The 14770-nt window shown below is 43.1% G+C and carries 2 protein-coding genes and 1 pseudogene; 2 read left to right on the forward strand and 1 reads right to left on the reverse strand.

Annotation, left to right across the window (positions count from 1 at the left end):
* Window positions 1-2: 2 nt before the first annotated feature.
* Window positions 3-12182, forward strand: coding sequence for a non-ribosomal peptide synthetase (locus P20495_RS04620; RefSeq protein ID WP_008138116.1), 12180 nt, complete (start codon window positions 3-5; stop codon window positions 12180-12182).
* Window positions 12183-12301: 119 nt separating this feature from the next.
* On the forward strand, window positions 12302-13885 hold the full coding sequence (locus P20495_RS04615) for an MBL fold metallo-hydrolase (protein ID WP_008138118.1): 1584 nt from the start codon (window positions 12302-12304) through the stop codon (window positions 13883-13885).
* 482 nt (window positions 13886-14367) lie between these two features.
* Here the strand turns inward: P20495_RS04615 and P20495_RS21700 are convergent.
* Window positions 14368-14540, reverse strand: a pseudogene (locus P20495_RS21700) (transposase); the annotation flags it as partial.
* Between the last annotated feature and the right edge of the window lie 230 nt (window positions 14541-14770).

Here is a 14770-nt window from a genome sequence, read left to right on the forward strand (position 1 = left end):
TAATGAGTGACAAGATTAACACCAACAAAGCCGAACAGTTTAAACAGCAATTGGCAAAACTTAACCCGCAGCAAAGGGCACTGCTACAGAAAAAACTTACAGCCAACACTGCTAAAAGTGAAGCGTCTCTCTGTCTTCATCAGCGTGTTGAAGCCAAGGCACAACAACACGGACAAGAAACAGCCGTCGTGTTTGATGATGACAGTTTAAGTTATGCTGAACTTAACGAACAGGCCAATAAAGTTGCTCATTATTTACTGGAGCAAGGAGTTAAATCTGACACTGTAGTGGGCATATGTATTGAGTATATTTCAGCCACACTTGGTGATCGGGTTATCGCCATGCTGGGGGTGCTTAAGGCCGGTGGTGCATGGGTGATGATTGACCCTGAGTGGGATGAAGATCGCATTGACCATATCGTTGAGCACAGCGGCATTAACTTGTTATTGACTCAAAGCGAGTTGTTGTCAGACGAGTCGTTTGAAATGCTCAAAATGTTGCCGATGGACAACGATATTAGAACACGCCTGTTGGGTCGTTATTCTGAGCAAAATCCTGACAGCAAAACTTTGGGTCATACTACGGGGCAGCTGGCGTATGTCAGTTATGCCGATGCCTCTACCGCCACTGAAGGAGTAATGACCAGCCATAGAAATATTGCCGCATTGTTAAACGACAGTCAGTTTGTCAGTATTGCTCAAAAAGATGTGGTTGGACAGTTGATCAATCCGGCATTGTCATTGGCCACCTTTGAAATTTTGGCTGCCCTTTGCAGTGGTGCCAAACTGGTTGCTATTCAGAGCAATATCTGCGCATTGGCAAAACAACTTAAAACTGAGTCCGTATCACTGCTTGCTGTTAGCGCAGCGATGTTTAACCGTATCGCCGATGAGCAAGCTGATGCGTTTGCCACTTTGCGTTATTTGCTGGTTAGCGGCGAGCCAAAAGCGCAAGCACTGGCACAGGTTAATGCCAATGGCAAACCGCAAAATCTGCTTGGTATTTATGGCTCGTCGGAAACGTGTGGTATATCTACGTTTGTTAAACTTACAAGTGATATCGGCAAAAATCTTGGTGATGGACTTGCGGGTGTTAAAATTTATGTACTTGATGAGTACGGTGCCCAATCACCGACAGGTGTGGTTGGTGAGTTGCATATCGGTGGCCCTATTGTAGGTCGTGGTTACTGGCAGAACCAGACGCTGACTGATGAGCGTTTTATCAACAATCCGTTTGCCAAAACTGCCGGACAACAGTTGTTCAAAACAGGTGATTTGGTACGTCGAATGGCGGATGCTAGCTTGGTTTTCGTCGGTAAACTGGCCAATCAAATCAAGGTTGACGGGTTGACCTTTAACCTTGCTGAAGTGGCCGATGCCTTGATAGAACATCCACAGTTGACCGATGCCCGAGTTGTGGTCACAGGTGATGAATCAAAAATGGCAGCTTATGTGGTTGCCGAACAAATGCCTGAAGTTGAACAAGATTTCATCAACGAATTAAACCGCTGGTTAAGCGGTCGCATTGAAAAAGCTATGGTACCTGTGGGATACAAAATAATGTCCGCATTGCCGCTCAATGAAAACGATGATGTCAATCACTCAAGCTTGCCAGAGCCTATTTGGTTTGACGAGTGCGAATTTGTGCCGCCGACGACCGAGCTTGAGATCAAACTAGCCACCATATGGCAAGAGCTGTTGAGTGTTGAAAAGGTTAGTTTGAATGATAATTTTTTTAGCCTCGGCGGCAACTCGCTGACCGCAATACGTCTTGAAGTTGAAATAATGGTGCATTTCAATGTCAAAGTGACCATTATGGAGCTGTTTGAAGCGGCAGATATCGTCTCACAGGTTAAGTTGATTGAAACTGGTGAAAAGAAAAACGAAATTCCCCAGATAGTGCCTGTGGCGCGTGATGGTAAACCTTTACCGTTGTCGTTTGCCCAGCAAAGGCTATGGTTTATTGACCAGTTTGAAGGCGCGGGCAACCAATATAATATGCCGCTTGGCCTAAAGCTGTCAGGGCAATTAAATGTCGATGCACTTAAAAAATCACTTAATGACATCATTGTACGTCACGAAGTCTTGCGTACGGTTTATCTGACCAGTGAAGCTGGTGTTGCGCATCAACAAGTGCTGGATGCAGATAATGGTCTTGAACTGGTTGAAGTGGACTTTAGTGCTGTTGAAGCCGGTTTGGCACAGGAACAAGTTCAAGCCTATACCAGGATAGAAGCAGAAAAGCCGTTTGATTTGGCTAATGATTTAATGATCAGGGCTTGTCTGCTCAAAGAAGCGGATGAAGAGCATACGTTGCTGATTACCATGCATCACATTGCTACAGACGGCTGGTCACTAGGAGTATTCATCTATGAATTGGGTGCTATGTATAATGCTCACATTGATGGCAGACACAATATGTTGCAACCGATGGAAATTCAATACGCCGATTTTGCCAGCTGGCAGCGTGAGTGGCAGGGTAAAGATTTTCTTGCCCAGCAAATGGATTTTTGGCAAAAGCGACTTGAAGACTTGCCGCAGGTACACAGTGTACCATTGGATAAAACCAGACCTAAGCAGCAGACCTTTGCTGGTGCCGTTCATTGTCAGCAGCTGGACAAAAATCTCAATGACCAGCTCAATCAGTTGAGTCTTGATAACGACTCAACTTTATTTATGACCTTGCAGTTAGCTTTTGCACTTTTGGTATCGCGTTATTCAAATGAAACCGATATCGTGATGGGCACCCCAGTGGCAAACCGCACCCAGACTGAGGTTTCATCGCTGATTGGCTTTTTTGTTAACACCTTGGTATTACGCAATGACTTATCGGGGGATCCGAGTTTTGTTGAGTGTTTGCAGCGTTCAAAAACGGCCACTCTTGAAGCGTTTGATCATCAACACGTACCTTTTGAAATGCTTGTTGAGAAACACCAACAAGTACGTAACCTCTGCCACAGTCCATTATTCCAGCTGGTATTTATCTTGCAGAACAACCAAATGGAAGAATTGACCCTGTCGGGTTTGAACCTCAAACCAGTTGAACAGCAACACAGTGTTGCCAAGTTTGATTTAAGCTTAAGCATGCAGGAATCTGAGCAGGGTTTGACGGCAAGCTGGGAATACAATACCGACTTGTTTGAAGCAGTTACCATTGAACGCATGGCGCAAAGTTTTGCTCTGTTGCTTGAAGGCATTATCGCTGCGCCTCACAGTAAAATCATTGACCTGCCGTTGCAATCTGATGTCGAGCAACAACAGTTGTTGGCAAGCGGCAATGGTACCATTAGTGATTATCCTACGGATCTGTGTATTCATCAGATGTTTGAGCGTCAAGCTCAAGCAACGCCTTACAATAAGGCGGTGGTTTTTTCCGGTCACTCATTGACATATCGTCAGTTAAACGAGCGAGCCAATCAGGTAGCTCATTATTTGATCGAAAATGGTATCAAACCAGATATGCCTGTAGGTATTTGTGCTGATCGCTCACTTGACACTATGGTTGGTGTATTGGGCATCTTGAAAGCTGGTGGTGCTTATGTGCCACTTGACCCGAATTATCCTGTGGCTCGCATTGAACATATGCTCAGTGACAGTGGTGCAACCATGGTATTGACTCAGCCTGAAGTGTTGAAACGTACGTCTATTGACGCTGATATCTCAGTATTTATTGGCAATACCAGTATCTTGGGCCTGTATCCGACAACATCACCGGATGTGGCTGAGACTATGGTTAAACCGTCCAATCTGGCTTATGTGATTTACACTTCGGGATCTACCGGATTGCCCAAAGGCGTTATGGTTGAACATCAGGGCGCGGTTAGTCTGTCTTGCGATCAACGGGCAAGATTTGGTGTTGACAGTAACAGTCGTGTGATCCAGTTCGCTTCTATGAGTTTCGACGCGGCAACCTGGGAATGGTTGATGGCATTGCTTAACGGTGCCGAGTTGCATATCTGTACAGACTTGCAAAAGCAAACACCTGTGTTATTGCAAGACTACATGGTTGAGTCAAAAATCACTCACGCTACCCTACCACCAGCATTGTTGCAGCATATGGATGTTACTAAGCCATACAGCTTGAAAAGTCTGGTGGTTGCCGGTGAAGCCTGTGATGAGCAACTTGCTCAATTGTGGGGCTCACACTATCCAATGTTTAACGCCTATGGCCCTACTGAAACTACAGTTTGTGCCAGTATTGCACCGGTTGTTGTTAATGCACCACTGACCATTGGAAAGGCAATCAGTAATACCCGTTTGTATGTACTTGACAAAAAACAACGTCCGGTACCAAAAGGTGTTGTAGGGGAATTGTATGTTGCAGGCATAAGTGTTGCGCGTGGTTATATTAACCAGCCTGAAATGATGGGATCGTGCTTTATCGCTGATCCTTATGGAACAAACCCGTCTATCCGCTGTTATCGAACGGGCGATTTGGTTCGTATAGGTGCAGACGGCAATTTGGTATTTATTGGCAGAGTCGATGAACAAATCAAGATCAGGGGGTTCAGGATTGAACCGGGTGAGATCTCCAACGTATTAACTTTGCATGAAAACATCAGCGAGTCTTTGGTCGCTGTCAGCGGCGAAGGTTCAGACAAACAATTGATTGCCTATCTGGTTGCATACAAAAAAGTCGAAGATGAACAAGTCTTGATCAGCGACATGCGTCAATGGCTGGCCAATCGTATCCCAGAATATATGCAGCCTACTTCTTATATAGTGCTTGATACCTTCCCATTGACTGTTAACGGTAAAGTAAACCGTAAAGCATTGCCATTGGCGGTTATTGCAAGAATCGGCTACGTTGCACCTGCTAACGAAATTGAACAACAACTGACGGTTATCTGGAGTGAGTTGTTATCAATTGAAAACATATCAACCAACGTATCGTTTTTTGAACTCGGTGGTCACTCTTTGCTGGTAACCCGTTTGGTCAGTGCCATCAAGCACGCCTTGTCAGTGGAGTTAAGTGTTCGTCAGATTTTCGACAATCAGACTATTATAATGCAGGCTAAAGTGATAGCAACCGCTGAAACGGTAGAGAAAAATAACATCTCGGTGGTTTCTCGCGACCAGAATTTGCAATTATCATTTGCCCAGCAGCGCTTGTGGTTTGTTGAAAAATTGCAGAGCAGCAGTCATTACAATATGCCAACCCTGTTGTCGTTTGAAGGGGGAGTGGATCATCTTAGCTTCGAACGGGCGCTGGGCACCATTGTGGCCCGTCATGAAGTATTGCGTACCAATTTTGTTGAACAAGACGGGCAGGCTTTTCAACGGATACGAGAGGCACAGGATTTTATCCTTGAACAGACTTCATTGATCTATTTATCGGCGGATGAACAACAGCTTGAAGTAAATCGTTTGGTGCGTCATGAGTCAGAGCATGCGTTTGACTTAGGAAATGATCTGATGCTGCGGGCACAACTGTTGACACTGGATGAGCAACATCATCTGTTGTTGATCACAACCCATCATATTGCCTTTGATGGCTGGTCGATGGGTGTTTTCACCCGGGAGCTTAATGCTTTGTACAGTGCTTATCTTGCAGGTCAAGACAACCCATTGACAATGCCAGCCATCCAGTACGCCGATTTTGCCCAGTGGCAACGCAACTGGTTGCAAGGTGAGATGCAGCAAAGCCAGCTTGATTACTGGCGTACGCACCTTGGTGGTATCCAGCCAGTGCACAGTTTGCCGCTGGACAAAGCACGTCCTGAGGTTCAGTCCTTCGTTGGTGTTACCTGCGTTAGTCACTTTGATCCGGTATTAACCGAACAGGTCAGGGCAATTTGCAAAGATAACGATGTGACCATGTTCATGTTCCTGCAAACTGCATTCTCGGTATTGATTGCGCGTTACAGCAACGACACCGATGTAGTTATGGGCACACCAATTGCTGGTCGTGCCCAGCAGGAAGTCGAACCTTTAATCGGTTTTTTCCTTAACAACCTGGTATTGCGCTGTAACCTCCACGGTAACCCTGATTTTGAACAACTGCTGGCCAGTAACAAGCAAAGCATTATTGATGCATACAGCCATCAGTATATTCCGTTTGAAATGCTGGTTGATGAACTTAATCCTGAACGTAACTTCAACCACAACGCCTTATATCAAATTGTCTTTGCGCTGCAAAATTTTGAACAGGGTGAACTTGACTTGTCAGGGTTGACGTTTAAGCCTTATCAAACAGAAGATGCAGATATAAGCGTTGATTACGAATTGGGTCTGCATGTGACCGAGCTTGCTGATGAATTGATGCTTGAATGGACTTGCAACAACTCAGTATTCCTGCCGGAAACTTTGCAGCGCTTTGCCGATGGTCTTAAAGAATTGGTCAAAGCTATCGTTGATATGCCAACACAGAAGGTTCAGGCGCTGCCTATCCTCGACCAGTCACTGCGTAAAACTCTGTTGACTGATTGGAATGACACCCAGAGGGATTATCCTTACGACAGTGGTATCCATCAATTGGTTGAGCAGCAGGTCGCCGTCAATCCGCAAAGCACAGCGTTAATTTTTGAGGGTGAAACTCTTAGCTATCAAACGCTGAATGAACAGGCTAATCAGGTCGCCCATTACCTTATTGAACAAGGTGTGAAGCCGGGGACTTTGATTGGTCTTTGCATGGAATCATCCATTGATCTAGTGGTGGCTATGCTAGCGATACTTAAAGCGGGTGGTGCTTATGTGCCGATTGCTCCGAATTTACCTGAAGAACGAATTGATTACCTTATCGAAGATGCGGCAATCAGCTGGGTATTGGCTCAGGACGAGCTAATTGAAGATATGCCGTTTGAAGATTTACGTGTTTTGGCACTTGATGCCAAAATTTGGCAGCGTGTTCGCGGCAAATACAGTATCGAAAATCCGGATTGTTTTGACAATGCGTCCTGTGCTAATGAATTAGCGTATGTAATTTACACATCAGGTTCAACCGGTCAGCCTAAAGGCGTAATGGTTAATCACCATAACGTGGTGGGCTTAGTGCGTGATCAGCATTATGTTGAGATTGGCGTACAAGACGTGGTTGCCCATGCTGCTACGCCGGCTTTTGATGCGGCGACCTTTGAGATTTGGGGGGCTTTGTGTAATGGTGCAAGTGTGGCGTATATTGACAAAGATACGCTACTTAACCCCGAGGCGCTGGAGCAAAAACTGATAGATGATTCTGTGTCAGTAATGTTTCTGACCACAGCACTTGTGAATCAGGTGGCTTATGAGCGCCCTGCCTTGCTCAGACATTTAAGCTGTTTATTGTTTGGTGGTGAGCAGGTTAACTTCGAGGCTGTACAGCGCATTTTAGATAATGGTAAACCGAATAAATTGCTCCATGTATATGGCCCAACAGAAACTACAACCTTCGCAACTTATGCAGAGCTTACCGGTAATTACAAAGCAGATGGCCGTTTGATCCCAATCGGTGGACCGCTGTCAAACGTTCAAACCTACGTGCTTGATGAGTATGGTCAATTGTCAGCGATGGGTGCGGTTGGTGAGCTGTACATTGGTGGGCGTGGTGTTTCCCGTGGTTACTTGAATCAGGCCGAACTGACGGATGAGCGTTTTATTGCTAACCCGTTTGCTGAGCAGACAGGAACTCTGTACAGAACCGGTGATCAGGTACGCTGGTTACCGACAGGAGAGCTTGAATTTGTAGGCCGTGTTGACCATCAGGTTAAAGTACGCGGATTCCGTATAGAACTGGGTGAGATTGAGCATCAGCTTACCAGCTTTCCAGATGTTAAAGAATCTGTAGTCATTGTGCATGAGCAAAGCAATGACGGTGCATCACCGACCAAGCAATTGGCAGGGTATGTGGCTGGTACAGATTTAGCACAAGATGATGAAGGCAAAAAATCATTGATAGAAAGGTTGCGTAACCACTTGCATGCAAAACTGCCTGAGCACATGGTGCCGTCAGTATTTGTTGTGCTTGAAAGCATGCCTTTGACCACTAATGGAAAAATTGACCGTAAAGCCTTACCAGAACCTAAGATAAGCGAAGTGGAGCTGACCAGTTATGTCGCGCCTCGAAACGATATCGAACAGGTTTTGTGTGACGTATGGAAGGATGTTTTGGCCATAGAAAAAGTGGGCATCAATGACAACTTCTTTAACTTAGGCGGTGACTCTATTTTGTCGATTCGTATTGTATCTAAAGTGAACGATTTGCATAACGGTGATGGCAGTATCAGCGTTAAGGATATTTTCAAATATCAGACGGTAGAAAAGTTGGCTACCTATATTGAAACTGGTGGTGATAACGAAATATCAAATATCCAAGTTGAACCATTCTCAATGCTGAGCAAACAAGAGCGCGAAGCTCTGGGTGATGACAAGGTGCTTTATGAAGATGTTTATCCGATGTCTGAATTGCAAACGGGTATGGTCTTCCATTCGCAATTGCAAAGCGACAGTGAAGATTATCATAATATCTTTAGCATACAGGTTAAAACTAGATGGGATCACGACTGTTTTGTCAAAGCCATGTCTTATTTATTCGCCTGTCACCCGGCACTGCGCACTGGCTTTTATTTAGACGGTGAAAGACCGTTGCAAAGAATCTATAAAGCCGTAGATTTACCGCTGACGTTCAAAGATATTAGTGACATGAGCGAAACCGAACAAAATCAACATATTGTTGACTGGGTAGAGCTTGAAAAAACTATTAGCTTTAATTGGACAGGACCATTGTTCAAGGTGTTTGTTCACAAACGCTCTGAGCAAAGTATCGAATTTGGACTTAAATTCCACCACGGCGTGATTGATGGCTGGAGTGATTCAATGTTTGTCAGCCAGTTGTTTATTCATTATCAGACGCTTCTGGCTGGCAATACATTGCCTGAAGCTGTGCAGGAATTTGTGTTTCGTGACTTTGTTGCCCAGGAAATACAAATCCTGAAAAACCCGAAAGCTAAAATTTACTGGCAATCGATGCTTGAAGAAGCGCCGATGCAGCAGATCCCGTGCAAATCTGTTGTTGAGCAACATCGCAGCCGAGTGAAAAAGGAATACGGTGTAGATGCATTTTTTGAGTTGTCAGGCTTGGTGTTGCAACTGGCTAAAGATCAGGGTGTACCGGTACAATCAGTATTGCTGGCGACGCACAGTAAAGTATTGTCTATGCTTAGCGGCGAGTCACATGCACTGACATCCATGGTTGTCAACGGACGTCCTGAGTATGAAGGTGGTGATAAAGGCATCGGTTTGTTTTTGAACTCAATTCCAGTTTGCTTTGAATTGGCCGAGGGAAGCTGGGCTGATCTGATTCAATCGGTAGCAAACCGAATGACAGACACTATGGCCTATCGTCATTATCCGTCATCTGCGATACAGCGTGATACCGGTCGTTCATTTGCTGAGGTTGTGTTTAACTACACTCATTTCCACGCGTATGAAGATTTGGCAGATCAGTCTGATATGGAGTTCAGCGATGGTCAGGGCTTTGGTCAAACCAACTTTGACTTTACGATTAACTTCTCGCGAGCCATTGGTCTGGACAAACTTAAATTGACCATCACCTTTGATGAAAATATGTATGACAGCGCTCTGATTGAACAGATAGGCGAATATTATGTTAATGCATTCAACGCAATGTTGGCTGATATAGAACAGTCACATAATCGTTGTGATATGTTGATTCATAATCAAAGCAGTAAGTTGTTATGTCAATATAACGATACTAAAAAGCAGTATCCTAGTGATTGTGGTATCCATCAGTTGTTTGAAGATCAGGTGAAAAATCATCCGAATACAACAGCGTTAGTGTTTGAACAGTATACGTTGAGCTATGGTGAGCTTAACCAAAAAGCTAACCAAGTTGCGTATTACTTACAGGAACTAGGCATAAAACCAAACACCTTGATTGCATTGTGTATGACTCGTTCTTTAGATATGTTCATTGGCATATTGGGTATACTTAAAGCAGGTTGTGCCTATGTGCCTATAGACATGGATTCACCACAGGAACGTATCAACTATTTACTTGAAGACAGTAATGTTAACTGGATATTGACTCAAAATTCACTTGCTAATAAATTGAACACAAGTGTACAAAACGTCTGTATGGACAGTGAGCAAGTGCAACAGGAATTAGCTGCTTGCCCAAGTGACAATATTGATTTGTTAGAATTATCGAATCAATTGGCGTATGTGATATACACCTCAGGTTCAACAGGATTGCCAAAAGGTGTAATGATTGAGCATCAGGGGCTGTGCAATTTTGCTACCAGATTAGTCAATGAATTTGATATCAATACCCAAAGTCGTGTATTGCAGTTTGCTTCAATTGCGTTTGATGCTTCTATTTATGAGTGGACCATGGCGTTATGTGGCGGTGGCCAGTTGTATTTGCCATCGGCTCAAACGACCAAATCGCTCGATGATTTGGGCGCAATGGTTCAAAATAATATATTGACCCATATGATTTTAACTCCAGCATTATTGCCGCAGCTCAATATTAACCAGTTTACCTCGGTGACACATCTGATGGTTGGCGGCGAAGCTTGTTCGCGAGAAACAGCTCAGTTATGGAGTCAGAATCGTAGATTTTACAATGCATATGGCCCTACAGAATGCACGATAATGGCTAGTATTGGCACCTTTGAAACTGGTCAAACGAACCTGCATTTGGGTAAACCAATAGACAATGTTCAAATGTATGTAGTTAATCAGGGGGTGCAATTGTTACCAGAGGGTGTAGTTGGTGAACTGCTTATCGGTGGTGTTGGTTTAGCTAGGGGTTACTTGAACCGAGCTGAATTGACGCAAGAGAAGTTTGTTAATAACCCGTTTACCGATGAGCATTCGACCCGCTTATACAAAACAGGCGACATGGTGCGCTGGTTGCCTGACGGTAACCTGGAATTTGTCGGCCGTATTGATACCCAGGTAAAATTGCGCGGTTTACGTATAGAACTAGGTGAGATTGAACATCAATTGCACCAGTGTAATGGCATTAAAGATGCCGTTGTTGTAGCTCGTAATGAAGGGATTGACAAACAACTAGTAGCCTATCTTGTACATGAAAAAAACGGTAGCGATGAGGAAAAAGCACTGCTGTTGGCACAATGTCGCAGTAAACTGCAAGTCGAACTGCCACTGTTTATGATGCCCTCTGTGTTTGTCTGGCTGGATTCAATGCCACTGACTTTAAGTTGCAAAATTAACTACAAAGCTTTGCCTGCTCCTGAATTGGCACAGACGTTGGAAAATACTTATGTGGCACCGGAAAACGAAACAGAGCATAAGTTGACTAAAATTTGGCAGGAAACGCTGGATAAAAAGGTTATCAGTGTTGAAGATCAATTCTTCATGATTGGCGGTCATTCGTTGCTGGCAATGAAACTAGTAGCAAAAATTAAAGTTGAGTTTAGTGTCGAGATTGCCTTGTTTGAGTTAATGCATGCCCAAACCATTCGCAGTCAGGCGGAACTTATTTTTCGCGGTGGGGAGGGTAAGGTATTTGATTTGCTTGTCGAAATTCAGTGCGGTGATACGGATAGTAACAATGTACCAATGTATATGGTGCCGGGCTTTGCAGGATACAGTCATATCTTCTCAGAACTGGCAAGCAATCTTGGTAAGCAGCAAAGTGTTTATGCTTTTAACCCGTCAGGTCTTGACGGAAAAAGTGAGGTTCACTGTAGCGTTGAAGCGGCGGCAGAACATTACGTTGAGCGACTATTGCAACATCAAAATGAAGGGCCTTATGTATTGCTGGGCTATTCAATGGGGGCCGCTGTTGCCTTTGAAATGGTTAAATTGTTGCAAACTAAATTCCTTCAACCAGCACAGCTTATTGTCTTAGATGGTTATGCCGAATACAAAAGTATAGACGAGCAGAACATATCGGTACTGGATGACTCGTTGGAGGAAGATTTCGGAGATTCTAGCTGGACCGAGGGTATGGAAGCTGTGATAAAAGCACAGAGTAAATGGTCATACCACAGCGATTCGTATCAGCTTGATGATTTGTTGGTACTTCAATCTGCCGATTGTGATATTCATCTTGGGAATCAATGGCAGAAATACGTAGCTGATACTGTTAATCATCATATGTTAGAAGGCGGGCATCAAAGTATTTTGCAAGCACCGTGTGTCACCGATGTAGCATATAAAATTATTGAACACAGAACATTAACGCAGATTGAGCCCCTGTACATCGAATCGTTATAAATTTAATACCATTCGCATTAAATAAGTGATCAATATGCAATGAGGATGAACACTTATTTAGTGCGATTGGTATAACTATCTAATTTAACAATTAAAATATAATAAAAAAGGTAAAAGCAATGTATTATTTAAAAGAGCAGGTCTATTTCGAACCTTTATTTAACAACTGGTATGCATGGCCATACTTGTTGCCGCCTGTACAGGGCGCAAGACATTTAGTGCATACGCATACTCGAATTATGAAATCGTTTGTTAATAATGCACATTTGCACATTATGGCCAATCAGGAACCAGGCATGTCGGGTTCTGATTTCTTGGCCTGTAGCGAAGACCAAATAGAAGATATTAGAGCGTTGATCGAATTCTCTAAAAACGAATGTTCTGATTTGGTTGCATTGTCTGCGGCAGTTAGCGAGCTTGACGAATTGATCCGGGCGCACAAGACTGGTGAGTCTATTGAATATCTATATGAACAACTTCCGGACGCCCTAAAAGGCTATATAGAACTGTTTTTTGATATGGAACACAATCCGTCTTATCGATTGCTTGAAGGATTGCTGTACAAGAGTGATTACTATAAGCCACAGCTACAAACGGTAGCTTTTGGTTTGGTATCAGATACCAACCAACGGCCATTTGTATTTAGTACACCACGCTTGGTAGATGATGCTCATATTCATATTGATCTCAATTTCACTTCGCCGATACTCGATAGAATATCAAAAGCTCGTCAGCATCCATTAAGTGCGCAAGAATTGGATGAATTATTTGCTCAGTGCAAATGTCGAGGGGGGTTGACCAAAGAAGATTTATTTACTACTGAGTCACCGAAAAATCAATACAAGCCAGTCACCGATGGTATTCGATTAGAATATACGGGCCACGCCGGATTCTTAATTGAAACTAAAGATATTAGTATCCTGATTGACCCTGTAATAGCCTCAGTTCACGAATCTTATATTGGAGATGTGTTTAGTTTCAATCAGCTGCCGGATAAAATAGATTACATATGTTTGACTCATTCACATCAAGATCATGTAAATTTAGAAACCTTATTACAATTACGCCATAAGACAGACACTCTGATCGTTCCAAAAAATAATGGTGGAATGTTAGCTGATCCTTCGCTGAAGTTGATGTTGCAGCAGCTGAACTTCAAAGTGATGGAAGTTGAAGATATGGAAGAAATAGCCTTACCAAGTGGAAAAATTATAGCTTTGCCATTTTTAGGCGAACATGGTGATTTGAACATTAGATCAAAAGCCGCTTGGTTTATTGAGCTGTACGGTAAGAAGTTTTTTTTGGGTGCAGATTCAGCCAACCTTGATCCAAACATGTATCGTCATATTCAAAAAGCGGTCGGCGATGTTGATATACTTGCCATTGGCATGGAATGTGTTGGTGCACCTTATACCTGGATGTATGGCGCATTACATACAAAAAAGGTCAGCAAGCAAATTAAAAACTCACGTCGCCTGAATGGTTGTGACTCTAAGCTTGGTTTCGGCATGGTTGAAATCTTCAAACCAAAAGAAGTTTATATTTATGCGCTGGGTCTTGAACCTTGGTTTAACTACTTTATGGGGCTTGATTATAATGACGACTCCGAACAAATTATTCAGTCAAATAAGATGCTTCAGTTATGTCATGATACTGATATAAAATGTGAAAAAATGTTTGGTAGGAAGACTATAAATTTATAACTCAAATTTCGGAGTTAATTTTTGGCCAATAAAAGTGGACGTTTCTTCATTCTAGGGCTTCTTGTCGTAAGTTGAAGCGATCCATTTTTTGCATACATGTTAAAAAAGCGACAATCGTTTCTTCAATTTTTAACACGCTTGGTTTTTCAATATTTGTTAAGTTTTACCTTTGCTTTATTGGTGCCACCATTTGAAACCCAATAGTCACCGTATATCTTGGTGTGATTCTCTTTTGAAATGGCGTTTTTATATTGCTATTAGGAGGAGAACATCCCACCAGGTTAATTAACCTGAGATCTGCTTAAGAAGACTCTTTTTCTAGATCGACATTAATTCAAACTCACTCGGTGATAATTTAATCTGAGCGGGTTTAATTCCCCGCCGCTTGCGGCGTAAAGTTTTTTGAACTTAACGTTATAAGATACCTCTCTTCGTGTAGCGAATTTGAGCCAAAGCGAAAAGCCTTGGCGTGCGGTAATTCATTACATGGCTTTTGTTTTTAAGCAATAAGCCACTATGCCTGAAATGACATTCAACATAAAACGGCCTCACTACGATGTCGACTATGTTCTATTTGTGAAATGTTTTTGAGATGATCATTTATCATCTTAATAATGTATCTCTTTGATAACATAGCCCTATCAAATACAGACATTGCTTGGTAATCCCCCCATTTTTAATGGAGGCTATCTGTAGAATTTCCGTTGTTTAACTTTTCCAGTTTTTGTATGGGTGTTATGCCACCTATGCGCATATTAGGGCGTTCATTATTATAAGTCCATAACCAATCGGTTGCTTTATCTTGTAACTCACTAATATCATTGTGTAGTGGTACAGTGATTTTGGCCACCCATTAAGAAAGAAATGCTATGCTAACTAAGCATA

Origin of the sequence: Pseudoalteromonas sp. BSi20495 (genome assembly GCF_000241185.1) — a bacterium.
GTDB lineage: Bacteria > Pseudomonadota > Gammaproteobacteria > Enterobacterales > Alteromonadaceae > Pseudoalteromonas > Pseudoalteromonas fuliginea.

Excerpts from the sequence above, each read along its gene's own strand:
- P20495_RS04615 (WP_008138118.1), top strand. The coding sequence starts at position 12,302 with ATGTATTATTTAAAAGAGCAGGTCTATTTCGAACCTTTATTTAACAAC.
- P20495_RS04620 (WP_008138116.1), top strand. The coding sequence starts at position 3 with ATGAGTGACAAGATTAACACCAACAAAGCCGAACAGTTTAAACAGCAA.